Origin of the sequence: Lelliottia sp. SL45 (assembly GCF_026672535.1) — a bacterium.
Lineage (GTDB): Bacteria > Pseudomonadota > Gammaproteobacteria > Enterobacterales > Enterobacteriaceae > Enterobacter > Enterobacter nimipressuralis.
In genome coordinates this window covers 721,748-746,256 of sequence record NZ_JAPPRH010000003.1, presented here as the reverse complement: position 1 = coordinate 746,256, position 24,509 = coordinate 721,748, and the positions used below count along the sequence as shown (strand labels likewise).

General features: G+C 55.7%; 22 protein-coding genes and 1 tRNA gene. 13 read left to right on the top strand and 10 right to left on the bottom strand.

Annotated elements, in window-relative coordinates:
* The first annotated feature begins 73 nt into the window (after positions 1–73).
* Genes OVA10_RS09455 through yejF form a run of 4 tightly spaced genes read left to right on the top strand, consistent with a single transcriptional unit; the run spans position 74 to position 5,599 of the window.
* Entirely contained in the window at positions 74–1,879 is a 1,806-nt protein-coding gene (locus tag OVA10_RS09455) for an extracellular solute-binding protein (RefSeq protein ID WP_129036027.1), read from the top strand.
* Positions 1,880–1,888: 9 nt separating this feature from the next.
* Positions 1,889–2,983, top strand: coding sequence for a microcin C ABC transporter permease YejB (locus OVA10_RS09450; protein WP_248858773.1), 1,095 nt, complete (start codon positions 1,889–1,891; stop codon positions 2,981–2,983).
* Positions 2,983–4,008, top strand: a complete 1,026-nt coding sequence (locus OVA10_RS09445) for an ABC transporter permease (protein WP_181826596.1) — start codon at positions 2,983–2,985, stop codon at positions 4,006–4,008. Before OVA10_RS09450 ends, OVA10_RS09445 begins: the two co-directional genes overlap by 1 nt.
* A gap of 1 nt (position 4,009) precedes the next feature.
* On the top strand, positions 4,010–5,599 hold the full coding sequence (gene yejF / locus OVA10_RS09440) for a microcin C ABC transporter ATP-binding protein YejF (protein WP_268195824.1): 1,590 nt from the start codon (positions 4,010–4,012) through the stop codon (positions 5,597–5,599).
* 3 nt (positions 5,600–5,602) lie between these two features.
* On the opposite strand, the gene OVA10_RS09435 is transcribed toward yejF, so the two are convergent.
* From OVA10_RS09435 to rsuA, 3 genes are all read right to left on the bottom strand, one after another.
* Positions 5,603–5,947 carry a YejG family protein gene (locus tag OVA10_RS09435; RefSeq protein ID WP_100779500.1) on the bottom strand — a complete coding sequence of 115 codons (345 nt, stop codon included), beginning with the start codon at positions 5,945–5,947 and terminating at the stop codon, positions 5,603–5,605.
* Between the two features lie 335 nt (positions 5,948–6,282).
* The gene (locus tag OVA10_RS09430) at positions 6,283–7,479 is read right to left on the bottom strand and encodes a Bcr/CflA family multidrug efflux MFS transporter (protein ID WP_100779499.1); all 1,197 of its coding nucleotides are present in this window, start codon (positions 7,477–7,479) and stop codon (positions 6,283–6,285) included.
* Positions 7,480–7,494: 15 nt separating this feature from the next.
* Complete coding sequence (gene rsuA / locus OVA10_RS09425; RefSeq protein WP_107703210.1) at positions 7,495–8,202, bottom strand: 16S rRNA pseudouridine(516) synthase RsuA; 708 nt, start codon at positions 8,200–8,202, stop codon at positions 7,495–7,497.
* Positions 8,203–8,352: 150 nt separating this feature from the next.
* On the opposite strand from rsuA, the gene OVA10_RS09420 reads away from it, so the two are divergent.
* Both OVA10_RS09420 and rplY read left to right on the top strand, forming a co-directional pair.
* Positions 8,353–10,113 carry a DEAD/DEAH box helicase gene (locus OVA10_RS09420; RefSeq protein WP_123427255.1) on the top strand — a complete coding sequence of 587 codons (1,761 nt, stop codon included), beginning with the start codon at positions 8,353–8,355 and terminating at the stop codon, positions 10,111–10,113.
* A gap of 124 nt (positions 10,114–10,237) precedes the next feature.
* Positions 10,238–10,522 carry a 50S ribosomal protein L25 gene (rplY, locus tag OVA10_RS09415; protein ID WP_100779496.1) on the top strand — a complete coding sequence of 95 codons (285 nt, stop codon included), beginning with the start codon at positions 10,238–10,240 and terminating at the stop codon, positions 10,520–10,522.
* Between the two features lie 50 nt (positions 10,523–10,572).
* On the opposite strand, the gene yejK is transcribed toward rplY, so the two are convergent.
* The gene (gene yejK / locus OVA10_RS09410) at positions 10,573–11,580 is read right to left on the bottom strand and encodes a nucleoid-associated protein YejK (RefSeq protein ID WP_100779495.1); all 1,008 of its coding nucleotides are present in this window, start codon (positions 11,578–11,580) and stop codon (positions 10,573–10,575) included.
* Between the two features lie 134 nt (positions 11,581–11,714).
* Here yejK and OVA10_RS09405 point away from each other — a divergent pair, with 134 nt between their 5' ends.
* From OVA10_RS09405 to OVA10_RS09385, 5 genes are all read left to right on the top strand, one after another.
* Positions 11,715–11,942: a YejL family protein gene (locus OVA10_RS09405; RefSeq protein ID WP_100779494.1), complete on the top strand. Its 228-nt coding sequence runs from the start codon at positions 11,715–11,717 to the stop codon at positions 11,940–11,942.
* A gap of 19 nt (positions 11,943–11,961) precedes the next feature.
* Positions 11,962–13,722 carry an LPS biosynthesis-modulating metalloenzyme YejM gene (yejM, locus tag OVA10_RS09400; protein ID WP_107703207.1) on the top strand — a complete coding sequence of 587 codons (1,761 nt, stop codon included), beginning with the start codon at positions 11,962–11,964 and terminating at the stop codon, positions 13,720–13,722.
* Between the two features lie 72 nt (positions 13,723–13,794).
* Positions 13,795–13,871 (top strand) — tRNA-Pro (locus OVA10_RS09395).
* A 123-nt stretch (positions 13,872–13,994) separates the two neighbouring features.
* Positions 13,995–14,234, top strand: coding sequence for a DinI family protein (locus tag OVA10_RS09390; RefSeq protein WP_100779492.1), 240 nt, complete (start codon positions 13,995–13,997; stop codon positions 14,232–14,234).
* 161 nt (positions 14,235–14,395) lie between these two features.
* The gene (locus OVA10_RS09385; protein ID WP_248858778.1) at positions 14,396–15,040 is read left to right on the top strand and encodes a helix-turn-helix domain-containing protein; all 645 of its coding nucleotides are present in this window, start codon (positions 14,396–14,398) and stop codon (positions 15,038–15,040) included.
* A 300-nt stretch (positions 15,041–15,340) separates the two neighbouring features.
* Here the strand turns inward: OVA10_RS09385 and OVA10_RS09380 are convergent, their stop codons facing one another.
* Positions 15,341–15,601 carry a DUF2534 family protein gene (locus OVA10_RS09380; RefSeq protein ID WP_100779489.1) on the bottom strand — a complete coding sequence of 87 codons (261 nt, stop codon included), beginning with the start codon at positions 15,599–15,601 and terminating at the stop codon, positions 15,341–15,343.
* 204 nt (positions 15,602–15,805) lie between these two features.
* Between OVA10_RS09380 and eco the strand changes: the two genes are divergently transcribed.
* On the top strand, positions 15,806–16,315 hold the full coding sequence (eco, locus tag OVA10_RS09375; RefSeq protein ID WP_100779488.1) for a serine protease inhibitor ecotin: 510 nt from the start codon (positions 15,806–15,808) through the stop codon (positions 16,313–16,315).
* Positions 16,316–16,361: 46 nt separating this feature from the next.
* Here the strand turns inward: eco and mqo are convergent, their stop codons facing one another.
* Complete coding sequence (gene mqo, locus OVA10_RS09370; protein WP_268195823.1) at positions 16,362–18,017, bottom strand: malate dehydrogenase (quinone); 1,656 nt, start codon at positions 18,015–18,017, stop codon at positions 16,362–16,364.
* A gap of 190 nt (positions 18,018–18,207) precedes the next feature.
* On the opposite strand from mqo, the gene OVA10_RS09365 reads away from it, so the two are divergent.
* Positions 18,208–19,509 (top strand): SulP family inorganic anion transporter, encoded by a 1,302-nt coding sequence (locus OVA10_RS09365; protein ID WP_268196875.1) that lies wholly within the window; start codon positions 18,208–18,210, stop codon positions 19,507–19,509.
* On the opposite strand, the gene mgtE is transcribed toward OVA10_RS09365, so the two are convergent.
* The 4 genes from mgtE to ada all read right to left on the bottom strand — a co-directional run bounded on the left by mgtE (position 19,472) and on the right by ada (position 24,501).
* The gene (mgtE, locus tag OVA10_RS09360) at positions 19,472–20,908 is read right to left on the bottom strand and encodes a magnesium transporter (RefSeq protein WP_181826602.1); all 1,437 of its coding nucleotides are present in this window, start codon (positions 20,906–20,908) and stop codon (positions 19,472–19,474) included. The two genes, OVA10_RS09365 and mgtE, sit on opposite strands and share 38 nt — an antisense overlap.
* A gap of 158 nt (positions 20,909–21,066) precedes the next feature.
* A complete protein-coding gene (locus OVA10_RS09355) occupies positions 21,067–22,710 on the bottom strand; it encodes a multidrug ABC transporter permease/ATP-binding protein (RefSeq protein ID WP_181826603.1) in 1,644 nt (547 codons plus the stop codon).
* A 76-nt stretch (positions 22,711–22,786) separates the two neighbouring features.
* On the bottom strand, positions 22,787–23,437 hold the full coding sequence (gene alkB / locus OVA10_RS09350; RefSeq protein ID WP_268195822.1) for a DNA oxidative demethylase AlkB: 651 nt from the start codon (positions 23,435–23,437) through the stop codon (positions 22,787–22,789).
* Entirely contained in the window at positions 23,437–24,501 is a 1,065-nt protein-coding gene (gene ada / locus OVA10_RS09345; protein WP_123427237.1) for a bifunctional DNA-binding transcriptional regulator/O6-methylguanine-DNA methyltransferase Ada, read from the bottom strand. Before ada ends, alkB begins: the two co-directional genes overlap by 1 nt.
* Positions 24,502–24,509 lie beyond the last annotated feature (8 nt).

Sequence of the window (24,509 nt, the reverse complement as noted above, 5' to 3'; positions counted from 1 at the left end):
TCGTCACTTATGATTCAGCTACACCAGACGCCTCACTATGGGTGAGCCAGAATAAAAGAGGGATACGCTGCCAATGACTATGCGCTTTGTTTTGCTGTTAATGGCGTTATTCAGCGTGACCTGCCAGGCACAGAGTATTAAAGAGAGCTACGCGTTCGCCGTGCTCGGCGAGCCGAAGTATGAAGCGAACTTTACCCACTTCGATTACGTCAATCCTGCGGCTCCCAAAGGCGGAACCCTCACCCTCTCCGCCCTCGGGACGTTTGATAACTTTAACCGTTTCGCCCTGCGCGGTGTCGCTGCCGAACGCACCGATGCCCTGTATGACACGCTGTTTGTCACTTCAGATGATGAGCCAGGCAGTTACTACCCACTGATCGCCGATTCCGCGCGCTACGCGGATGATTTTTCCTGGGCGGAAGTCACCCTCAACCCGCGCGCCCGTTTTCACGACGGTTCCCCGGTAAAAGCCAGCGATGTGGCCTTCACCTTTCACAAGTTTATGACCGAAGGGGTGCCGCAGTTCCGCCTGGTATTCAAGGGGGCGACCGTCAAAGCCATCGCCCCGCTGACCGTGCGCATCGAGCTGGCAGAGCCGGGTAAAGAGAGCATGCTGAGTCTTTTCTCACTCCCGGTAATGCCTGAATCGTTCTGGAAAAATCATAAGCTGAGCGACCCGATCGCCACGCCTCCGCTGGCGGGTGGCCCTTACCGCATCACCCACTGGAAGATGGGGCAATATCTGGTCTATTCCCGCGTCAAAGACTACTGGGCGGCTAATTTGCCGGTCAATCGGGGGCGCTGGAATTTCGATACGATTCGCTACGACTACTATCTGGACGACAATGTCGCCTTCGAAGCCTTCAAGGCCGGGGCATTTGACCTGCGTGCAGAAGTCAGCCCGAAAAACTGGGCGACGCGCTATATAGGCAAGAATTTTTCTAACCATTTCATCGTCAAAGACGAGCAAAAAAATGAATCTGCGCAAGATACACGCTGGCTGGCATTTAATATTCAGCGTCCGGTCTTTGCCGACCGGCGCGTGCGTCAGGCCATCACGCTGGCGTTTGACTTTGAATGGATGAACAAGGCGCTGTTTTACGGGGCTTACAGCCGCACCAACAGCTATTTCCAGAATACGGAATACGCAGCCCGCCAGTATCCCGATGCCGCCGAGCTGACCCTGCTTGCGCCGCTGAAAGCTGAAGTGCCGCCGGAAGTTTTCACTAGTATCTTTGAGCCACCAACCTCAAAAGGAGATGGCTACGACCGTGACAACTTGCTTAAAGCCAGCAAACTGCTCGACGACGCGGGCTGGGTGCTTAAAAACCAGAAACGGGTGAATACGCAGACCGGTAAACCCCTCAGCTTTGAGCTGCTGCTCTCCTCCGCCGGTAATAATCAGTGGGTACTGCCGTTCCAGCACAATCTGGAGCGTTTGGGCGTCACCGTGGAGATTCGACAGGTCGATAACGCGCAAATCACCAACCGAATGCGCAACCGCGATTACGACATGATGCCGCGCGTCTGGCAGGCACAGCCGTGGCCCAACACCAATCTGCGCATCTCGTGGGCGTCGGAATACATCAACTCGACCTACAACGCGCCGGGCGTTAAAAGCCCGGTCATCGACAACCTGATAAACCAAATCATTGCCGCGCAGGGCGATAAGACGAAGCTGGTCCCTCTGGGCCGTGCGCTCGATCGCGTCCTGACCTGGAACTACTACATGCTGCCGATGTGGTTTATGGGAGAAGATCGACTGGCCTACTGGGACAAATTCTCTCAGCCATCCATTCGCCCGATCTATTCACTGGGGCTAGATAACTGGTGGTATGACGTCAATAAAGCCGCCAAACTGCCCGCTGAACGGCGTTAAGGAATACAGATGGGTGCTTACCTGATTCGCCGTTTACTGCTGATAATCCCCACCCTGTGGGCGATTATCACCATTAACTTTTTCATTGTGCAGATTGCGCCCGGCGGCCCGGTCGATCAGGCCATTGCCGCCATTGAGTTTGGCAACAGCAGCGGCCTACCGGGCGGCGGAGGCGAAGGCCTGCGCGCCAGCCACGCACAAACCGGCACCGGAAATATCAGTGAAAGCAGTTATCGCGGGGGACGCGGATTAGATCCTGAGGTGATCGCTGAGATCACCCACCGCTACGGTTTCGACAAACCCATTCACGAGCGCTATTTCAAAATGCTCTGGGACTACATCCGCTTCGATTTCGGCGACAGCCTGTTCCGCAGCGCCTCGGTAATTCAGCTCATCAAAGACAGCCTGCCGGTGTCGATCACCCTCGGATTGTGGGGGACGCTGATTATCTACCTGGTGTCGATTCCGCTTGGGATCCGCAAAGCGGTGCACAACGGCAGCCGTTTCGATATCTGGAGCAGCACCTTCATCATTATCGGGTACGCGATCCCGGCGTTTCTGTTTGCCGTGCTGTTGATTGTCTTTTTCGCCGGCGGCAGCTATTTCGACCTCTTCCCCCTGCGTGGGCTGGTGTCAGCTGATTTCAGCTCGCTGCCCTGGTATCAGAAAATCACCGATTATCTCTGGCATATCACCCTGCCGGTGCTGGCGACGGTGATTGGCGGATTTGCCGCCCTGACGATGCTGACCAAAAACGCCTTTCTGGATGAGATCCGCAAACAGTACGTGGTAACCGCGCGGGCTAAAGGGGTGAGCGAAAAACAGATCATGTGGAAACACGTGTTCCGCAACGCCATGCTGCTGGTCATCGCCGGTTTTCCGGCCACTTTTATCAGCATGTTTTTCACCGGCTCGCTGCTGATTGAGGTGATGTTCTCCCTCAATGGCCTCGGCCTGCTCGGCTATGAAGCCACCGTGTCGCGCGACTATCCCGTGATGTTTGGCACACTCTACATTTTCACCCTGATTGGCCTGCTGCTGAATATTGTCAGCGATATCAGCTATACGCTGGTCGATCCTCGCATTGATTTTGAGGGCCGCTGATGCCGCATTTAAGCCCCGTCAACCAGGCCCGCTGGGCACGTTTTCGCCACAATCGTCGCGGCTACTGGTCGCTGTGGATCTTCGCCGTCCTGTTTATCCTGAGCCTCTGTTCAGAGCTGATTGCCAACGACAAACCGCTGCTGGTGCATTTCAACGATCGCTGGTACATGCCGGTACTCACCAACTACAGCGAAAGTGATTTTGGCGGGCCCTTTGCCACACCGGCTGACTATCAGGACCCGTGGCTGCGCGATCAGCTCGACAACCACGGCTGGGTGCTGTGGGCGCCCATTCGCTTTGGCGCGAACAGTATCAACTTCTCCACCTCAACCCCCTTCCCTTCTGCGCCCTCCGCGCAAAACTGGCTGGGGACGGATGCCAACGGCGGCGATGTGCTGGCACGCATCCTCTACGGCACGCGGATATCCATTCTCTTCGGCCTGATGCTGACGCTGTTTTCGAGCGTAATGGGAGTTGTCGCGGGCGCGGTACAGGGTTATTACGGCGGTAAAATCGATCTGTGGGGCCAGCGTTTTATCGAGGTCTGGTCGGGCATGCCGACGCTGTTTTTGATTATCTTGCTCTCGAGCGTGTTACAGCCCAACTTCTGGTGGCTGCTCGGTATCACTGTGCTGTTTGGCTGGATGGCGCTGGTGGGTGTGGTGCGCGCCGAGTTTTTGCGCACCCGAAACTTTGATTACATTCGTGCGGCGCAGGCGCTGGGGGTGAGCGATCGCAGCATCATTTTCCGCCACATGCTGCCCAACGCGGTGGTCGCGACCCTGACCTTCCTGCCCTTTATTCTGTGCAGTTCGATAACCACCCTCACCTCTCTTGATTTTCTCGGTTTCGGCTTGCCGCTTGGCTCACCGTCACTGGGCGAGCTGTTGCTGCAGGGGAAAAACAATCTTCAGGCGCCCTGGCTGGGCATTACGGCGTTTCTGTCGGTGGCCATACTGCTCTCGTTACTGATTTTTATTGGCGAAGCGGTCCGCGATGCCTTTGATCCTAATAAGGCGGTATAAGATGACGCAGCCTCTGCTTAGCATCGAAAATCTCTCCATCGCGTTCACTCAGCAAGGAGAAACGCGCGAAGTGGTGAGCGATTTATCCCTGCAAATCCAGGCGGGAGAGACGCTGGCGCTGGTGGGCGAATCCGGCTCTGGCAAAAGCGTCTCGGCGCTGTCGATACTGCGCCTGCTCCCCTCCCCGCCGGTGGTCTATCCGCAAGGCGATATTCTGTTTCACAACCAATCACTGCTTCACGCCGATGAACACACCCTGCGCGGCGTGCGCGGGAACAAAATCGCGATGATTTTCCAGGAGCCGATGGTCTCCCTTAACCCGCTGCATACTCTGGAAAAACAGCTCTACGAGGTGCTTTCCCTGCACCGGGGAATGCGCAAAGAGGCCGCACGCGGCGAGATTCTGGATTGCCTTGAGCGTACCGGGATCCGCAACGCCGCCAGACGCCTGACCGATTTCCCGCATCAGCTGTCGGGCGGTGAGCGCCAGCGTGTGATGATTGCGATGGCGCTGCTGACGCGCCCGGAGCTGCTGATTGCCGATGAGCCGACGACCGCGCTGGATGTCACCGTGCAGGCGCAAATCCTGCAGCTTTTGCGCGAGCTGCGCGAAGAGCTGAATATGAGCCTGCTGTTTATCACTCATAACCTCAGCATCGTGAAGAAACTCGCGGATAACGTGGCGGTGATGCAAAACGGTCGCTGTGTGGAGCAGAACACGGCGACCGCCCTGTTCCACGCGCCGCAGCACCCTTACACCCAGCGTTTGCTCGACAGCGAGCCGTCGGGCGATCCCGTCCCGCTGACCGCGGGCAGCAAACCGCTGCTGAACGTCGAAAACCTGGCCGTCGCGTTCCCGGTGCGTAAAGGCATTTTCCGCCGCGTGGTGGCGGAAAATACGGTGCTGAAGAACGTCAGCTTTTCTCTACGCCCAGGCGAAACGCTGGGGCTGGTGGGGGAATCGGGTTCGGGGAAAAGCACTACCGGTCTGGCGCTGTTACGCCTGATTAATTCTCAGGGGACGATTCTGTTCGACGGCAAACCGTTGCACAACTGGAATCGTCGCCAGATGTTGCCCGTTCGCCCACGGATGCAGGTGGTGTTTCAGGACCCGAACTCGTCTCTCAATCCGCGGCTGAACGTACTGCAAATCATCGAGGAGGGGTTGCGCGTTCATCAGCCTGCGCTGAGCGCCCGTCAGCGGGAAGAGGAAGTGATTCGGGTGATGCAGGAGGTGGGGCTGGATCCGGAAACGCGCTATCGCTACCCGGCGGCTTTTTCCGGTGGTCAACGCCAGCGCATCGCCATCTCCAGGGCCCTGATCCTGAAACCCGAGCTGATTATTCTGGATGAGCCGACCTCGTCCCTGGACCGCACCGTGCAGGCGCAGATTCTGGCGCTATTGAAGGGGCTCCAGGAAAAGCATCGCCTGGCCTATATTTTTATCAGCCACGATCTGCAGGTGGTGCGGGCGTTATGCCATCAGGTGATAGTGCTGCGACAGGGAGAGGTGGTCGAGCAAGGGGATTGTCAGCGCGTGTTTGCCGCGCCGACGCATGACTACACGCGTCAGCTGTTAGCGCTGCGCTGACGCTCAGAAAGGATGCTGGCCGGAGAACGGCTCGGCGATCGCGACGCCAAAGTTTTTCAGGCGGCAGGTCGCCGCAAATTCATCCTGGCTGTTCACAAAGAGGCAGGGTTCGCCTTCACACTCCAGCACGGAGCTGACGACTTCGATATCGGTCAGTGCCTGGCTCAAACGCTCCATCACCGGCCATGCGTTTTCATCATCCGGGCTGAGCAATTTCAGCGCCACCAGACAGTTATCGCCCTCTTTTCCACTTTGCGGAATCGGTTCAACTTTCGAACCTGCAAAACCCGCCGACCAGCGATAGCTCTGGGGCAAGCGATGGACTATGGAGAGTTGTAATGTATTCACGTTCTTTCCCCGGAAGCCAAAAAAGCCTTCACAATTTATTTACATTTATAGTAACACATCGTTGCTAACCTGCCGTTATTTTCCTGAAAAACCGTTCACAGCCGTATGTTACGGGCTTTAGCGTCTCATTTTTCAGGGCATTATTTAGTGAGTTACAGGCTCGCTTTGGCGGTATATGTACCCGTTTCTGCGATCTAACTCAACCTTTTTAACTACAACGATGTGACTTTTTACATAAATAGATTTTACATAAAAGAAACAAACAAGGGGTAAACAAACGCAGGTTTGGTTGACGCGTATCAAAAAAAGGGGCCGCATTGGCCCCTTTTCTGTTATCAGCTTGCCGTTTTTCGCGGCCGACTGGCGTAGAGATAGAAGAGAATGGAGCAGGTCGCGCAAAACGCGATTGACCAAATCATCGGCCAGGCGGTATTAAACGTCGCCATGGAGAGCAGTGCCCCGACAATCGCACCAATCCCGAAGCGGAAGGTTCCCGCCAGCGATGAGGCCGTCCCCGCCATATGCGGAAACTCATCAAGGATAACGGCCATCGCATTGGATGACACCATTGACACGCAGCCAACAAACGCCGCCACGCCGACCACCAGCGCCCAGAAACCGACGCCAAAGAAGGCGCTGAGCACCATCCAGACAGCCATCACAAACTGGATCCACAGCCCGGCGCGGAACATATTCAGCGCCCCTGCCCGACGAACAAAGCGGCTGTTAATGATGGTCATCACAAACAGGAACACGATGTTCAGGGCGAAGTAATAGCCAAAATGCTGCGGCGAAACGTGATTGATCTCGATGTAAACAAACGGCCCGGCGCTCAGGAATGAGAACATCCCCGCAAAGCTGAAACCGCTCGCCAGCATATAGCTCAGCACACGTTTATGGCGGAACAGTGAGGCGAAGTTGCCGATGGTGGTGCGAATATGAAACTTCTGCCGACGTTCCACCGGCAAGGTTTCGTCAATAAAGAAGAAGATCATCGCCGATGCCAGCAGCGCTGCGATCGCCAGGATCCAGAAGATGGCGTGCCAGCTAAACCACACCAGCACCGCGCCACCGATCATCGGCGCCAGCAGTGGCGCGATGGTAGTGACCAGCATGACGAAGGACATCATGCGCGAGAACTCTTCTTTCGGATAGATATCGCGCATCAGGGCGTTAATCACCACGCTCGCCGCCGCAGCCGCCAGGCCGTGGAAGAATCGCATGATAATCAGATGATCGATGGTCTGCGCCAGCGCACAGGCCACCGCCGCCCCTGCAAACACCAGCGTTCCCCCGAGGATCACCGGCTTGCGGCCAATGCTGTCTGCCATCGGGCCGTACAATAACTGCCCGACGGCGAAACCGAGGATATAGGTACTGAGCGTCATTTGCGCGCTGCCTGCCGGAACGCCAAACTGCGCGGAAATCACCGGCAGCGCGGGCAGGTACATATCGATCGACAGCGGCATCAGCATGGCCAGCAGGCCAAGAATAAATACGATGCTAATTGACGAGTGTGGCCTGGTGGTCACAGTGTGCTCCTGAAATTAGCGGGAAGGCATGCCAACGCTGGCAATCTCTTCTTCCGTCAACGGGCGGTATTCACCGGGTTCAAGCTCGGGATCGAGGGCGATTTCACCAATGCGTTCGCGGTGCAGCCCAACCACACGGTTGCCGACGGCGGCGAACATACGCTTCACCTGATGGTAACGGCCTTCGCTGATGGTCAGACGCACTTCGGTCGGGGTGAGCACGTCCAGCAGCGCGGGTTTGGTCAGATCTTTTTCATTATGCAGCTGCACGCCTTTGGTAAACTGCTCGGCGGTATCGTCAGACACCGGTGATTCGAGCGTAACCAGATAGGTTTTTTCGCAGTGATGACGCGGAGACGTAATGCGGTGCGACCACTGGCCGTCGTCGGTCATCAGCACCAGACCGGTGGTATCAATGTCCAGACGCCCCGCCGCATGCAGCTTGTGCGCGACAGGTTCATCCAGGAAATAGAGCACCGTCGGGTGATCCGGGTCATCCGTCGAGCACACGTACCCTTCCGGCTTGTTGAGCATGAAATAGCGCGGGCCATTCTGCTGGGTCAGCGTGTTGCCGTCGTACTCCACCTCATGTTCTGGCTGGAGTTTGAAAGCGCTCTCTTTCACAATATCGCCATCCACGGTAACGCGGCTGGCGCGAATTTCACGCCCGGCAATAGCGCGGCTTACGCCGAGTTGCTGAGCGATAAACTTATCAAGTCGCATGAAATCTTATAGCCTTTATGGTGCTGGAAGTCGGACAACATGTCCGAAAAAGAAGCAGTCAAGAACGGTCCAGTATAGCGGTCTGGTTGCGCCACTCAAGGGAAAAAGTTTCGTGGCATACTATGTGCGTGATAACAAAATCGAGAGCTCATGACTTTTACACTTCGCCCCTATCAGCAGGAAGCCGTTGACGCCACCCTCGCCTGGTTTCGCAAGCACACTGAACCTGCCGCCATCGTCCTGCCCACCGGAGCGGGCAAAAGCCTGGTAATTGCCGAACTGGCACGGCTGGCGCGTGGCCGGGTGCTGGTGCTGGCCCACGTCAAAGAGCTGGTAGCGCAAAACCATGCCAAATACTGTGCGCTGGGTCTTGAGGCCGATATCTTCGCCGCCGGGCTGAAACGCAAAGAGAGCCACGGCAAAGTGGTGTTTGGCAGCGTGCAGTCGGTCGCACGAAACCTGGCGCATTTTCGCAGTGAATTCTCACTATTGATTGTCGACGAGTGTCATCGGATCAGCGATGACGATGAGAGCCAGTATCAGCAGATCCTTAATCATCTGAAAACGGTAAACCCGCAGGTTCGCCTGCTGGGGCTGACCGCTACGCCCTTCCGCCTCGGCAAAGGCTGGATCTATCAGTTCCATTATCACGGCATGGTGCGTGGCGACGAAAAAACCCTGTTCCGCGATTGCATCTATGAGCTGCCCCTGCGCTACATGATTAAGCACGGTTATCTGACGCCGCCCGAACGGCTGGATATGCCGGTCGTGCAGTATGATTTCAGCCGTTTGCAGGCCCAGAGTAACGGGCTGTTTAGCGAAGCAGATATGAACCAGGAGCTGAAAAAACAGCAGCGCATCACCCCGCATATCATCAGCCAGATCGAAGAGTTCGCACAGACGCGCAAAGGAGTGATGATTTTCGCGGCCACCGTCGAGCACGCCAGAGAGATAACCGGCCTGCTTCCGGCCGACGACGCGGCGCTGATCACCGGTGAAACGCCAGGACCGGAGCGCGACACGCTGATCGACGCCTTTAAAGCACAGCAGTTCCGCTATCTGGTGAATGTCTCGGTGCTGACCACCGGGTTTGACGCCCCGCACGTGGATCTGATTGCGATTTTGCGCCCGACCGAATCCGTCAGCCTTTATCAGCAGATTGTCGGCCGTGGGCTGCGGCTGTCTCCCGGCAAGACCGACTGTCTGATTCTTGATTACGCGGGGAACCCGCACGATCTCTATTCACCGGAAGTGGGTACGCCAAAGGGCAAAAGCGGGAACGTCCCGGTGCAGGTTTTCTGTCCTGGCTGCGGTTTCGCCAATACCTTCTGGGGGAAAACCACTGCCGACGGAACCCTGATCGAGCATTTTGGCCGCCGGTGTCAGGGCTGGTTTGAGGATGACGACGGTCATCGCGAGCAGTGCGATTACCGTTTTCGCTTCAAAAATTGCCCGCAGTGTAACGCCGAAAATGATATTGCTGCGCGGCGCTGTCGCGAATGTGACACGGTGCTGGTCGATCCTGATGACATGCTGAAAGCCGCGCTGAAGCTGAAAGACGCGCTGGTGCTACGCTGCTCGGGCATGGCGCTGCAATCCGGCGCCGACGAGAAAGGCGAATGGCTGAAAATCACCTATTACGATGAGGACGGCGCAGACGTCAGCGAGCGTTTTCGTCTGCATACGCCCGCCCAGCGCACGGCTTTTGAACAGCTGTTTATTCGCCCGCATACCCGCACGCCAGGTGTGCCATTGCGCTGGATAACGGTCGCCGACATCGTCCATCAGCAGGTATTGTTGCGCCACCCGGATTTTGTCGTCGCGCGCAAAAAAGGCCAGTTCTGGCAGGTGCGCGAGAAGGTCTTCGATTACGAAGGGCGTTTCCGTCGGGCCAATGAATTGCGCGGTTAAGGGCACTTTTGATTGATGTGACGGGCGTTTGAGTATAAAATGCCGCCCGCTTCACATCCGTGAGGCAGAACACTCACCTGCTGCTGGGTCGCCTGTAGCAGGACTTATTTACAGAGAGAAATCAATGTTTACTATCAATGCAGAAGTACGTTCTGTGCAGGGTAAGGGTGCGAGCCGCCGCCTGCGCGCAGCTAACAAATTCCCGGCTATCATCTATGGTGGCGATGCTGCTCCAGTAGCAATCGAGATGGACCAGGACAAAGTCTGGAACCAGCAGACTAAAGAAGGTTTCTACACCGAAGTTCTGACTATCGTTATCGATGGCAAAGAAGAAAAAGTGAAAGTTCAGGCTGTTCAGCGTCACCCGTTCAAGCCAAAACTGTCTCACGTCGACTTCGTTCGCGCTTAATCGCCAACAAGTTGAGAAAAACCCCGCATTGCGGGGTTTTTTTATGGCTGTTATTTACCGCCAGACGTACGGCGTTGCAGCTGGTCGCGCAGATTCGGCGGTGTACCTTTGATGGTTAAGGTGTCCGTCGCCGGGTCCCAGAAAATGCGCTCGCCCAGCAGCATGGCATCGAAGTTCACCGTTAACCCGCCGCCGCTACCGGCAAATTTGGTGAGCTGACGCAGGGTGCTGCGATCCGCCGGGAAGCTCTCTTCCAGCTCGTAGCCTTTATCCGCCGTAAACTCGTGGAAGCTGACCTCGCTGACGCCAGAAAGCTCTTTCGACAGCGACTCCAGTTCAATCTCTTCGCCCGCCTGCAGCTGTTCGTTGCAGTAGCTGTAAACCTGCTGACGCACGTTCTGACGCTCGGATTTATCGAGCTGCGCTTCTGCGGTGAAATCATCCACGGCCTGCAGCAGCCCTTTGTTCTGCGCTTTCGCGTTCAGACCTTCGCTGGCGCCGAGGAAGTCCATGAAGAAATCGGCGACTTTGCGGCCCACGCGCCCTTTCAGGAACGTCAGATATCGCGTTGATTCCGGGTTGGTTTCCCATTCGGTCAGATCGATTCGCGCCACGATATCGGCATGGTTGATATCCAGATAATGTGTGGAGCTGATATCCATCTGCTCGTTGACGCGCATGCTGCTCAGATTGCTGAGCACCGTGACCAGCAGGTACTCCACGGCGAGATAGCGGTACTGACAAAACAGTACGATACCGCCGTCAGCGAACGGATATTTTGCCAGCTCGTCACGCAGACGCCCGGTTGCCGCGCGGCTAAACGCCAGAAAATCCTCTTCGCCCTGGCGTTGTAGACGCAGGCTTTCGGCCAGCTCACTCTCGTCGTTGAACATGCCATAGGCTTTATTTTTAGCGCTGTAGACGCGGTGTAGCTCCGCCATCATTTCCGTAACGGTAGGCGTTGGTTCCAGTAACGAATCGCGAAGCACCAGCTCCAGGGTTTGCTCATCACGCTTGATAAGCTGGTGCAAGGCAATCTGGTTGATATCCAGACTCATGATAAACTCTCCTTTAAGACCGGGCGGTATTCAACCACCACCCACGCATGTGTGCAATAGAAGATAAAAAAGGGGAAAAAAAGCTGTTGCTACGGTAATATGTTGCCCTCTCATCAACAAACTGATTTCGATTTATGCCACAACATTCCCGCTATAGTGATGAACACGTTGAACAACTGCTCAGTGAGCTGGTCAACGTACTTGAAAAACATAAAACGCCGACCGATCTCTCCCTGATGGTTCTGGGAAATATGGTCACCAACCTTATCAATACCAGCGTTGCTCCGGCCCAACGTCAGGCGATCGCAAAATCATTCGCCCACGCGTTGCAGTCCTCCGTCAGCGACGACCAGGCGCATTAAGGGAAACGAACGACAGTCTATGGTGACGAATCGTCAGCGCTACCGTGAAAAAGTCTCCCAGATGGTTAGCTGGGGGCACTGGTTTGCCTTGTTCAACATTCTGTTGGCCATGGTACTCGGCAGCCGTTATCTGTTAGTGGCCGACTGGCCGACGACCTTAACCGGGCGCATTTACTCCTGGATAAGCGTTGTCGGGCACTTTAGCTTTTTGGTCTTCGCCACCTATCTGCTGATTCTGTTCCCTCTGACGTTTATCGTGATGTCGCAGAGGCTGATGCGGTTTTTATCCGCAATTCTCGCCACTGTCGGCATGACCCTGCTGCTGATCGACAGCGAAGTTTTCACCCGTTTTCACCTCCATCTCAATCCCATCGTCTGGGAACTGGTGATCAATCCCGACCAGAACGAAACCGCGCGTGACTGGCAGCTGATGTTTATCAGCGTGCCGATTATCCTGCTGATTGAGATGCTGTTTGCCACCTGGAGCTGGCAAAAACTGCGAAGCCTCACCCGCCGTCGCCACTATGCCCAGCCTGTTGCGGCGCTGTTTTTCGTCGCATTTATCAGCTCCCATATTATGTACATCTGGGCGGATGCGAACTTCTATCGCCCGATTACAATGCAGCGCGCCAACCTGCCGCTCTCCTATCCGATGACGGCACGCCGCTTCCTGGAGAAACACGGCCTGCTGGATGCGCAGGAATATCAGCGCCGTCTGGTGGAACAAGGTAATCCGGAAGCCGTATCGGTCCAGTATCCGCTGAGCGAGTTACGTTATCGCGATATGGGTCAGGGCCAGAACGTTCTGCTTATTACCGTCGACGGTCTGAACTACTCCCGTTACGAGAAGCAGATGCCTGCGCTTGCACAGTTTGCCGAGCAGAACATCAACTTCACCCAGCATATGAGCTCGGGAAATAACACCGACGCCGGTATTTTTGGTCTGTTCTACGGCATCTCCGCCGGCTATATGGACGGCGTGCTTTCCGCCCGAACGCCTGCGGCGCTGATTACCTCCCTGAACCAACAGGGTTACCAGCTGGGACTGTTCTCCTCTGACGGTTTCAGCAGCCCGCTCTATCGCCAGGCACTGCTGTCTGATTTCTCACTGCCGCCTGCGCAAAATCAGACTGACGAACAGACTGCCGGTCAGTGGGTAAACTGGCTCAATCGTTACGCGCAAGAAGATAATCGCTGGTTCTCATGGGTGGCCTTTAACGGCACTAACCTTGATGACAGCAATCAAAAAGGCTTTGTCCGCCGCTACAGCCGCGCGGCTGGCAATGTCGACGATCAGATTGCGCGCGTGATTAACGCCCTGCGAGAATCCGGCAAGCTGGACAATACCGTGGTGATTATCACTGCGGGCCATGGCGTGCCGCTGGGCGATGAAGCGACGGACATGAACTGGTCGCGCCCTAACCTGCACGTTCCGCTGGTCGTACACTGGCCGGGCACACCGGCGCAGCGCATCAATATGCTGACAGATCACAAAGATGTGATGACCACGCTGATGCAACGCCTGCTGCACGTCAGCACACCGGCGAATGAGTATTCCCAGGGTCAGGATCTGTTTAGCGCCACGCGTCGACATAACTGGGTGACGGCAGCAAGCAATAACACCCTGGCAGTGACTACGCCAGCACTGACGCTGGTGCTCAACAGCAACGGCAATTACCAGACGTATAACCTGCAGGGTGAGAAGATTCACGACCAAAAACCGCAGCTGAGCCTGTTGCTACAGGTGCTCACTGACGAGAAACGGTTTATCGCTAACTGATTAATTTTAAATCAGTTAGCGTGGTACACTCTTGCATTCAGAATGCAAACAGGTAGTATCTTTTTCATACGTCGGCACGTAGCGCAGCCTGGTAGCGCATCGTCATGGGGTGGCGAGGGTCGAGAGTTCAAATCTCTCCGTGCCGACCAAAATAGTAAAAAAAACCAACCTTTTACGGTTGGTTTTTTTATGCCTGAACATCCGGACTGCTTGACTCTTAAGGGCGTAACCGCGAAGATGCTGTATATAAAAACAGTTATCATGAGGCAGTTATGTTTGTTGAACTCGTTTATGACAAGCGCAACGTTGCAGGTTTACCGGGCGCCAGTGACATCATCCTGAATGAATTAACAAAACGCGTGCACCGGATCTTCCCGGAGGCAGTGGTGAAAGTGAAACCTATGCAGGCGAACGGTTTGAACAGCGATGCCAGCAAAAGCGATCGCGAGAAACTTAACCGCATGCTGGAAGAGATGTTTGAAGAAGCGGATATGTGGATGGTTTCTGAGTAACCCCCGCACTTCTTTCTTACGACTATGACCCCTGGCGACTCATCCCAGGGTTCATTAAACAATGCTCACCATTCGTATAGTTGTTTTATGTCGCAGTGTGAGCATGTGATTGCGCGTTTCACAGCTTCTGCGATAATTACTTAAAAACGCCGGGCACCATCATGAATCCCAAAGCTGCCATGCCAATCCACACACTGACGCGTTTTAAACCGCACGCGCAGATTGACCGATTGATCCATCGCTTTCTTCCTCACGCACAGCTTAAACAATTTTCCGCACACCGTATCCTGCATCTTGATAGCCAGGGTGAGCGTCTGTGCTTAATTCTCCTCGAAGGGCTGGTGGATATTTCTCGTATTGATAACGGAACGCTTAAAGGAACGCTGAAAGCGCCCTTTGTGGCCGGAATATCGCATCCAGAATATATGGGGAATGCGTTCCGATTGATGAGCGTCACCACGGTGAATGTCGCGATTCTGCCTTATAAAACCGCCATGACGATCATTAAAGAGCAGAAAATGTGGGAAGATTACAGTAACTATCTTCTCTACATTATGGGCCTGCACTCTGCCTTAAGTCATTACAGTATAGGGCTACGTTCGCGGGAGATTATCCGTGACTGTCTGGTTGACTTAATGAACGAGAGTGAGCAATACCGGCTGAAAACAAACTCGTGCAAATATATTATGGAAAAGACAGGGCTATCCCGCAGTGGCGTAATGAGTATTCTGGCTGAAATGAAAAGCGAAAATATCATCGGCATTCAGCGAGGTGTATTGACGTTTATTAACGACACCCCTCGTTAGCCCTAATTTGTTTTTTCTGTCATTAAAAAGGCCATCAATCGATGGCCTTTTTAATTTACATTGATTCCCGTTACATATGGAAGCCACCGCCCGCACCCACATGCCCGCCAAAGGCGTGGTCATGCGCATTGTCCGCACCGGTTCCGGTTCCATGTTCGGATTGGGAAGAAGCGGTATTACGGTTATTGTGGCCGTGCCAAACGTTTAATGCCGTAATTCGACGGAGCAGTTTCGTGCTGTGCCATTCTCGCTTTCAAAAAAACCAACCCGAAGGTTGGCTTATTTATCATGGGCGATTATTCAATGCTTATCTGGGCCACCGAGGAAAAAGATCCCCAGCGGAATCGCCAGTAAAATGGTGAAGACCATGCTGTAAACAAAAATCATCGCCGACTGCAGGACGTACATGCTGGTCGTCCACTGTGAGAGCGGAATATTGTACTGCTCAATCACACCGACGATTGTTGCCCGTCCGACGCCTGCGGCGGCAATCAGAAACACCACAAACAGCGCCAGTAAAAACTTCCTGCCTTCGGGGGTTTTAAGCTTTGCGCGGACCATGTCTCTCTTTCCTTTACAGATGAATAACATTATTTAACGCTAACCCTAACACGATCTCCCCTTTCATTCCATATCAGCATTTATCTCTGCCATTCAGCCACAAAAGCAGTGTGATCAACCGAGTGAAATCAAAATATAGGTAAATCCCACCAGGCAGCCGTCTGCACTATGCTAATCTTGCATCGATTGTTTGACATAAAAGGAATGACTGTGAAAAACACACCTAAATTTGCCATCGCCCTTCTGGCTGCTGCCTGCATGAGCACCAGCGCCTTCGCAAGCGAAACGCCGAAAGCGCAGCCTCTGGAAAAGATTGCGCCGTACCCGCAGGCGGAAAAAGGCATGAAGCGTCAGGTTATCCAGCTCCCGGCTCAGGAAGATGAATCCGCGTTTAAAGTAGAGCTGCTGATTGGACAGAACCTGGAAGTGGACTGCAATCGTCATCGCCTTGGCGGCAAACTGGAAAGCAAAACCCTGGAAGGCTGGGGCTACGACTATTACGTCTTCGATAACGTGACGTCGCCGGTTTCCACGATGATGGCCTGCCCGGACGGGAAAAAAACGCAGCAGTTCGTGACGGCGTATCTCGGCGATAACAGCCTGCTGCGCTACAACAGCAAATTACCGATTGTGGTTTACACGCCCGAGAATATCGACGTGAAATACCGCGTCTGGAAAGCCGACGAGAAAGTCGAAAACGCAGTCGTGCGTTAAAAAAAAGCCGGGTAGTGATACCCGGCTTTTTTGTCCTTCATAGTAATTACAGCGCGATATCCGCGACCGGTTTAGATTCCGGCTGTGGTTTTGCCTGCGGTTGCGCCTGCGGTGCCACATCTGCTGCCTGCGGTTTTTCGTATTTGAGCTGCAGAACACCGCTGGTGTATTCCAGCTCTTGTTCCGTCGCTGCCACGTTACCGTTCAGTTTGGTGCCATAAGACGGAATAATGTTTTTCAGCTTCGCCTGCCATTCCGGGCTGGCGACTTTATCTTTAAACACTTTTTCCATCAGATGCAGCATGATCGGTGCCGCAGTGGATGCTCCAGGCGATGCGCCCAGCAGCGCGGCAATGGTCCCGTCTTTGTCACTCACCACTTCCGTACCCAGACGCAGAACGCCGCCCTCTTTCGGATCGCGCTTGATGATCTGCACGCGCTGACCCGCCTGCCATAAACGCCAGTCGGCTTTCTTCGCCTGCGGGTAATACTCTTGCAGGGCAGCAAAACGGTCATCATCGGAGAGCATCACCTGGCTAATCAGGTATTTCACCAGATCGAAGTTATCCAGGCCCACATCCACCATCGGCATAAAGTTCGAGGTGGTGGTGGAACTCAGCAGATCCCACAGGGAGCCGTTTTTCAGGAATTTCGTGGAGAAGGTCGCAAACGGCCCAAACAGCACCACGCGTTTGCCGTCCAGAATACGGGTATCGATATGCGGAACAGACATCGGCGGAGCACCCACTGAAGCCTGACCATACACTTTCGCCAGATGACGGTTCACCACTTCCGGGTTATCAGAGACCAGGAACTGGCCGCCAACCGGGAAGCCCGCGTAGTCGTCGGCTTCCGGAATACCGGACTCCTGCAACAATTTCAGCGCAGCGCCACCGGCCCCGATAAAGACGAACTTCGCCTTGATCACGTGCTCGGCTTCATTGTTTTTCAGATCGGCAACGGTCACGCTCCAGCTGTTATCCGCGTTACGCTTAAAGCCGCGCACTTCGGTGCTGACCTGCAGTTTGAAGTTGTCTTTCTTCTGCAATGCGCCCACCAGCTGACGGGTGATTTCACCGTAGTTTACGTCGGTCCCGATTTCAGTACGGGTCGCGGCCACTTTCTGGTTCGGGTCACGCCCTTCCATCACCAGCGGCGCCCACTCTTTGATCTGCGTATGATCTTCGGAATATTTCATGCCACGGAACAGGCTGCTCTGCTGCAACGCGGCGTAGCGCGCGCGCAGGAAGTTAACGTTGTCGTCGCCCCACACAAAGCTCATGTGCGGAACGGTATTAATAAAGGAGTGCGGGTCGTGCATCACACCGCTGTTTACCTGATGCGACCAGAACTGGCGGGAGATCTGGAAGGCTTCGTTGATCTCAACCGCCTTCTCGATACTAATGGAACCGTCCTTTTTCTGCGGCGTATAGTTCAGTTCCATGAGTGCCGAGTGGCCCGTACCGGCGTTGTTCCAGCCGTTCGAACTCTCCTGCGCCACGCCGTCGAGGCGCTCAACCATGGTCATCGACCAGTCTGGCTGTAATTCCTGTAAATAGGTGCCCAGCGTGGCGCTCATAATGCCGCCGCCAATTAAAAGGACGTCCGTTTCCTGCTCTTTAGGCGTATCCGCTCTCGCCGCCATTGAGATGGCGCTCAGCCCTACGGCCATAGAAAAGAGCATGGCAGTCATTTTTTTCATCATTTATGCCTTACTTGTAGTCGTGCTTTTTACGTGGAAATTGCAGGTGAAATAAGCTGCGGGGGAACGTTAACAATTTTTAAACATTGTTTAAAGGTTAAGAAATTATTGTAATTGTGAAATTAAATGTTTGAATAATTGTGTGGGTATCAGGATTGCTGGCTGGCACCGCGCGGCTTTTCTGGCTACTATGCTGCACTTTGTGATCGCGCGCACGGAAGCCTGCCCTAACCTGCGAATAGCTATGTCATTACCACACACTTCTGCCCTGACGCCTGACGATGGCCGCGTCTCAAGCGTACTGCGCTCACCTAAAATGTTGATGCGCGAAACCTTAGCCGGCGTGATTACCGCCCTGGCACTTATCCCCGAAGTGATCTCGTTTTCCGTGGTCGCCGGAGTGGACCCGAAGGTGAGTCTTATCGCCTCGGTGGTGCTCTGTCTGGCGATGTCCTTTTTAGGCGGCCGTCCGGCGATGGTTACCGCTGCTGCCGGTTCCGTGGCCCTGGTGATCGGCCCAATGGTGCATCTGCACGGGGTTCAGTACATTTTGCCCGCCGTGATCCTCGCCGGTCTCATTCAGATCCTGTTTGGCGTGCTCGGCATGGCGCGTCTGATGCGCTTTATTCCCCAGTCGGTGATGACCGGGTTTGTGAATGCCCTCGGCATTTTGATTTTCTTTGCCCAGGTGCCCCATTTCTGGACCAAAAGCCCGCTGATCGTCGGCCTGTTTGTGCTGACGCTGCTGATAGTCCTGTGGGCGCCTCGGGTTATCAAAAGCGTTCCCTCCCCGCTTATCGCCATTGTCGTTTTAACCCTCTTTACCGTGACCAGCGGGCAGATTCTGCCGACCGTCGGCGACGAAGGCTCCATGAGCGGCGGGCTGCCGGGTCTGACGCAGCTGCTGGTGCCGCTGAACCTGCACACCCTGAGCATTATCTGGCCCTGCGCGCTCAGCATCGCCTTTGTCGGTCTGATGGAATCGTTGCTGACGGCAAAACTGGTGGATGAACTCACCCTGACGCCGTCGAGTAAACGCCGGGAGAGCATCGGGCTGGGGGTTGCGAATATGATGTCCGGCTTTTACGGCGGTATCGCCGGTTGCGCAATGATTGGGCAAACCATCGTTAACGTGGAGATGGGGAAAGGACGCAGCCGCATATCGACGCTGGCGGCGGGTGTGGTTCTGCTGATTCTGGTCACCGGCTTGAGCGAAGTCATGGCGCACATTCCGATGGCGGTGCTGGCCGGGATTATGGCGATTGTGGCATTCAAGACCTTCAACTGGCACAGCATTCAGCCGGGAACCGTGAAAGACGCGCCGATTGCTGAAACCCTGGTCATGCTGGTGACCGTTGCGGCCACCGTCTCAACCGGCAATCTGGCGATTGGCGTACTGGGCGGGATCATCGTGATGGTGATAATCCCGGCCCGGCTGAAGCGTAAGCACGCGGCTACAGCAGGAAAATCGTCGCCAGACCAAGGAAAATAAAGAAGCCGCCGGTATCGGTAATGGCGGTGATCATCACGCTCGACCCCACCGCGGGGTCGCGCCCGAAGCGGGTCATCGTCAGCGGAATGATCACCCCCATCATCGACGCCACCAGCAGATTAAGCACCATCGCCAGCATCATCACGCCACCCAGCGCCATATCGTCGTACAGCCACCAGGTGATGCCGCCCATAATCCCGCCCCACACCAGGCCGTTAATCAGCGCCACGCCCATCTCCCTGAGGATCAGGAACGTAAAGTTGCCGGGCTGGATTTTCTCCAGCGCCAGGGCGCGTACGATCATGGTGATGGTTTGATTCCCGGTGTTACCGCCAATCCCTGCCACGATTGGCATCAGAGAGGCCAGCGCCACCAGCTGTGAAATCGTGTGTTCAAAGCCGTCGATCACCCTGGAGGCGATAAAGGCGGTGCAGAGGTTAATCGCCAGCCACGCCCAGCGCGTTTTGACCGCTTTGCCGACGGAGGCATGGACGTCATCTTCGGCGCTCAAACCGCCTAACGCGCGCAGATCGTTGTCGGTCTCTTCGTAGACCACGTCAACGATTTCATCGATCGTCACGCGGCCCATCAGTTTGCCAACGGAATCCACTACTGCGGCGCTGATCAGGTTGTCACGTTCGAAGGTACGCGCCGCCTTTTCAGCGTCATCTTCCGGGGAGAAAACCATTGGCTCATTGTTCATGACCTCACTCACCCGACGCTGTGCATCGTTGAGCAGGATAGATTGCAGCGACAGCTCGCCAAGCAGGGTTTTGTCGCGCGCCGTGACAAACAGCTTATCGGTGTTTTCCGGCATTTTCCCTTTGCGGCGCAAATAGCGCTGCACGGTGGCCAGCGTGACGTCCGGGCGCACCATGATCACTTCGAACTCCATGATCGCGCCGACGCTGTCCTGAGCGAAGTCCATCACCTGGCGTACGCGAGCACGCTCTTCCGCCGGCAGCGACGCCAGCAGGCGGCCCGTCAGGTTACGCGGCAGGTGTTGAACCAGGTAGATCTGCTCGTCAATATCCAGCGTCTGCACGGCATCGAGCAGTTCGCGGTCGCTCATATCATCGATGAGATCATCCCAGACGTTCTCCGAGGCCTCCAGGAGTACCTGACCACGCTCATGATCCTGCACCAGTCGCCACAGGGCGTGACGCTCTTCCGAAGGGAGAGACTCGAGTGTATCCGCCAGGTCCGGCGGTGGCAGATGGGCAACCAGCGCCCCTACCTCAGCAATATCGTCGGACAAGGTACCGACGTCATATTGCTCAGCCAGGGTTAATTTTCCGAGTAACGCCGACGTGACCGCTTTATCAGTGGTCAGAAGCCAGATAAGTCGGGCACGCTCCTGATCGCGCAGCCTTGCGCTGTTTTTGTTTATCAACGACATCAATCATAAATCCATGAAATAAGGTGATATCAAGCATAGCGTGGGGGAATGTAAATGATAATAAACAAATGGGCGGAATGGATAAAAAAGGAGCGGATAGCAGGTTTTGTCGTAAAACATGCCGGGTAAGGCGTGGCCGCCCCCCGGCATGTTTACCTTTACGCGGTACGCGCCACGGCATCTCGCGAGGCGGCATCGCGCTCCTCGCCGGTCAGCTCGCTGAGCTGTCCGTCACGCATCTCCAGCAAGCGGTCGGCGTGAACGAAGTAGTGATCGTCGTGGCTGATGGCGAAAATCGTTTTGCCCATCGCCTGCATCAGCGGCAGCAGCACCTGATAAAATTCGCGGCGGAAATGAGGGTCCTGGTCGGCCGCCCATTCATCCAGCAGAATGATGTCGCGCTCTTCCGCTAATGCCAGCAGCAGCGCCACGCGTTTTTTCTGCCCTTTCGACAGTTTGAGATTGAGGATTTTGCCGTCCTGAAGCTCCAGCTTGTGCGACATTTTCAGCTGTTCGAGCCACTTCGCGACCAACTCAGGATTTGCCTGTTTGCCTTCCGGCCCTAACAGCTGATCGAACAGCCAGACATCCGTAAAGACTGCGGAGAAGAGCTTGCGATAATCCTCCGGTTTCTCAACGGACAGCGCTTTTCCGTCCAGCAAGATCTCACCGGACTGCGGCTGATACAGCCCCGTCAGCAGCATCGCCAGCGTGGATTTTCCGCTCCCGTTGCCGCCAATCAGGAACAGCAGTTCGCCGCGATGGATGGTCAGATTGACCGGGCCGACGGCAAAGTTGTTATCCTGATAATGGAAAGTGACGTTACGCAGCTCCAGCGTTTTCCAGTCCGGGAAGGCGTCCGGGCGAGGAAAATCAGGGCGGAACGGCGCCAGCGCAAACTGATTCAGTTTTCTGAAGGCCACCTGTGCACTGAGCAGCGTCGGCAGCGCACCCACGGCGGAGAGCAGCGGCGTACGCAGGAACAGCAGCGTCAGGGAATAGGTCGCCGCCACGTTAGTGTCGGCCCAGCCGAGGCTGTTTGCCATCCAGAACACCAGACCGATCGCGCCCAGCATCATGATATTCGACCAGTTCACGGCACTCAGGTGGAAGGTATCGGCGCGAATGATGTGATGGCGATATTCGCGTGCATCGGGAATATAGAGGTTGTTAAAGATGTGTTCGGCGCGCTCGCGGTTGAGGGTCAGCTCTTTGCGCCCTTCCAGCACCGTCTGGTAGTCGTTATAAAGCTTATCTTCTGTTTCACGCAGCACCGCCATGTGCTTATACACGCGTGCCACCAGCAGGTAACCGCCCCAGATAGTGACCACAATCCAAATCGCGGTCACCGCCAGCATTTTGGTCGACAGCCACGCCAGATAGGCGGCTGAGCCAAAGGTCAGAATGATACCCTGCACCAGCTCCGGCAAACGCACGAAAGCAATCGTAATGGCCCTCACATCGCTGGTCAGCCCCGCCAGCAGTGACGCACTGCCCAGCTGTTCGATGCGTTCAACCTGCGTATCGAGAATACGTTTGATAAATTCGCCGCGCAGGCGATAGACGAAATGGTGCCCCAGGGCCGTCAGCGCCAGCTGCGAGGCCAGCGTGACCGCCATCAGCAGCAGCAGCAGGCCGAGAAACTCCGGCAATACCGACAGTTTCGTATCGACCATTTCAATCAGACGGACGTTAATAAAGGCGATAAGCCCAATGCCCAGCGCGGCGCTGGCAAGGCTGAGCGCCATAACCGCGACAAACGGCCAGCGGTACTGACGCCAGACAAGGAGAAGTAGTTGCATGCAAAGCAATCCGGACAAGAAAAAACAGCCAGCAGTGTAAACTGCCCGACGGTTACATCAAGAATAATTCTTATTTTTATTCGCTATCCGATGCCTGGCGGAAGGTCAGATTGTAGCGGTACTCCCCCGCCAGCGGATGAATGCCGGGTTTAAGGGGTTGAATCCCGTGATAAAAAAGCCGAGATTCCCCACCCCACACCACCACGTCACCGTGCTCAAGCATCAGCCGCTTAAGCGGATCGCTGCGCTTCAGGCCGCCAAACTGGAAGACCGCAGGCAGGCCCAGCGAAACAGACACAATCGGCGCACGCAGATCCGGCTCGTCTTTGTCCTGATGTAGCGACAGCTTTGATCCCGGCGCGTAGCGGTTGACCAGGCAGGCATCGGGCTGAAAGTGCGGATAGCCCGCCGCGACTGCCGCGTCATGACAGAGCGTGCTGAACGCTGCGGGAATTAACGGCCAGGGCTGGCCCGTCACAGGATCGATGGGTGAATAGAGATACCCGCGATCGTTTGTCGTCCAGCCAAGCGATCCGCAGTTCGTCATCGCCACGGACATGGTGTATCCGCCCGGCGTGAGCATATGGCGGAACGGCGATAGCGCAGCGACCTCAGCAATTGCCTGAAACAGCGCATCGGCGCGCGCTAGTGCGAAACGGCGCAAAATGGTGGCACCGGGCGCCAGCGGCTCTTGCCAGGGATCGCTATCCGCAAACAGATCCAGCATTACTCCTCCTGATTTTTCGCTTCACGCTGCAGCAACTGCGCTTTGCGCGCCGTTCCCCAGCGATAGCCGGACAAGGCGCCGTCGTTTCGCACGACGCGGTGACAAGGGATAACGATCGCCAGTTTGTTGGCCGCACAGGCGCTTGCCACCGCCCGCACCGCGTTGGGTTTGCCGATGGCACTGGCGACCTGCTGGTAGCTCGCGGTTTCACCGCAGGGGATCGCGCGCAGTGCCTGCCAGACCTGCTGCTGAAACGCGGTACCGCGAATATCCAGCGGCAGCGCCAGCGCCGTGCCGCTGTTATCCAGACTCGTAATGACCTGATGCAGCCTGCCCGCAAAGGTCCCCTCGGGCGTTTCCTGCTGTGCGTGAGGGAAAAGCGTATGAATCTCTTCTGCCAGGGCATCGTCATTATCGCCCAGTAAAATCGCACAGATCCCGCGCTCACTTTCCGCCACCAGGCAACGGCCCAGTTCGCAGTCGCTAATGGCGTAGCGCACGGTCACATCACTCCCGCCATTGCGATACTGTTTTGCGGTCATGCCCAACACGTCGTCTGCTTTTCGATAGTAGCTGCTGCTGTCAGGGAAACCGGCGGCCAGTACGGAATCGGTAATGGTATCGCCCTGCGTCAGTGCGGCCCGTAAACGTCGCGCGCGCGCCGCCTGCTGCCAGGATTTCGGCGTCATCCCGGTGTGGGATTTAAACAGCCTGTGAAAATGGAACGGGCTCATCGCCACCGCTTCTGCCAGCGCAGTCAGGGTCAGCGCGGAGTCCTCTTCCAGCAGGCGGCAGGCTTTTTCGATTTTGGCCATTTTTGCGGCCTGAGGATCGGCTTTGTCCGGCGCGCAGCGTTTACAGGGGCGAAATCCGGCCTGTTCAGCATGACGGGCATCGGGGAAGAAACGGACATTCTTGCGCAGCGCGTGGCGCGCCCGGCAGGAAGGGCGGCAAAAGATGCCTGTTGTCTGGACGGCAAAGACAAACTGGTTATCGGCACTGGAATCGCGGGCCAGCACTGCCAGCCAGCGTTCCTCATCGGTATTCAGGATCAGGTTTTTCATCATCGGCT

What these genes read in the sequence shown, in the direction of transcription:
- ada (WP_123427237.1), bottom strand. Translation starts at nt 24,501, where the DNA reads ATGAAAAACCTGATCCTGAATACCGATGAGGAACGCTGGCTGGCAGTG.
- yejF (WP_268195824.1), top strand. Translation starts at nt 4,010, where the DNA reads ATGACGCAGCCTCTGCTTAGCATCGAAAATCTCTCCATCGCGTTCACT.
- rsuA (WP_107703210.1), bottom strand. Translation starts at nt 8,202, where the DNA reads ATGCGACTTGATAAGTTTATCGCTCAGCAACTCGGCGTAAGCCGCGCT.
- OVA10_RS09365 (WP_268196875.1), top strand. Translation starts at nt 18,208, where the DNA reads ATGCTGCACTTTGTGATCGCGCGCACGGAAGCCTGCCCTAACCTGCGA.
- OVA10_RS09355 (WP_181826603.1), bottom strand. Translation starts at nt 22,710, where the DNA reads ATGCAACTACTTCTCCTTGTCTGGCGTCAGTACCGCTGGCCGTTTGTC.
- rplY (WP_100779496.1), top strand. Translation starts at nt 10,238, where the DNA reads ATGTTTACTATCAATGCAGAAGTACGTTCTGTGCAGGGTAAGGGTGCG.
- OVA10_RS09385 (WP_248858778.1), top strand. Translation starts at nt 14,396, where the DNA reads ATGAATCCCAAAGCTGCCATGCCAATCCACACACTGACGCGTTTTAAA.
- yejM (WP_107703207.1), top strand. Translation starts at nt 11,962, where the DNA reads ATGGTGACGAATCGTCAGCGCTACCGTGAAAAAGTCTCCCAGATGGTT.
- OVA10_RS09390 (WP_100779492.1), top strand. Translation starts at nt 13,995, where the DNA reads ATGTTTGTTGAACTCGTTTATGACAAGCGCAACGTTGCAGGTTTACCG.
- yejK (WP_100779495.1), bottom strand. Translation starts at nt 11,580, where the DNA reads ATGAGTCTGGATATCAACCAGATTGCCTTGCACCAGCTTATCAAGCGT.
- OVA10_RS09450 (WP_248858773.1), top strand. Translation starts at nt 1,889, where the DNA reads ATGGGTGCTTACCTGATTCGCCGTTTACTGCTGATAATCCCCACCCTG.
- OVA10_RS09420 (WP_123427255.1), top strand. Translation starts at nt 8,353, where the DNA reads ATGACTTTTACACTTCGCCCCTATCAGCAGGAAGCCGTTGACGCCACC.
- eco (WP_100779488.1), top strand. Translation starts at nt 15,806, where the DNA reads ATGACTGTGAAAAACACACCTAAATTTGCCATCGCCCTTCTGGCTGCT.
- mqo (WP_268195823.1), bottom strand. Translation starts at nt 18,017, where the DNA reads ATGAAAAAAATGACTGCCATGCTCTTTTCTATGGCCGTAGGGCTGAGC.
- OVA10_RS09455 (WP_129036027.1), top strand. Translation starts at nt 74, where the DNA reads ATGACTATGCGCTTTGTTTTGCTGTTAATGGCGTTATTCAGCGTGACC.
- mgtE (WP_181826602.1), bottom strand. Translation starts at nt 20,908, where the DNA reads ATGTCGTTGATAAACAAAAACAGCGCAAGGCTGCGCGATCAGGAGCGT.
- OVA10_RS09380 (WP_100779489.1), bottom strand. Translation starts at nt 15,601, where the DNA reads ATGGTCCGCGCAAAGCTTAAAACCCCCGAAGGCAGGAAGTTTTTACTG.
- OVA10_RS09405 (WP_100779494.1), top strand. Translation starts at nt 11,715, where the DNA reads ATGCCACAACATTCCCGCTATAGTGATGAACACGTTGAACAACTGCTC.
- OVA10_RS09445 (WP_181826596.1), top strand. Translation starts at nt 2,983, where the DNA reads ATGCCGCATTTAAGCCCCGTCAACCAGGCCCGCTGGGCACGTTTTCGC.
- alkB (WP_268195822.1), bottom strand. Translation starts at nt 23,437, where the DNA reads ATGCTGGATCTGTTTGCGGATAGCGATCCCTGGCAAGAGCCGCTGGCG.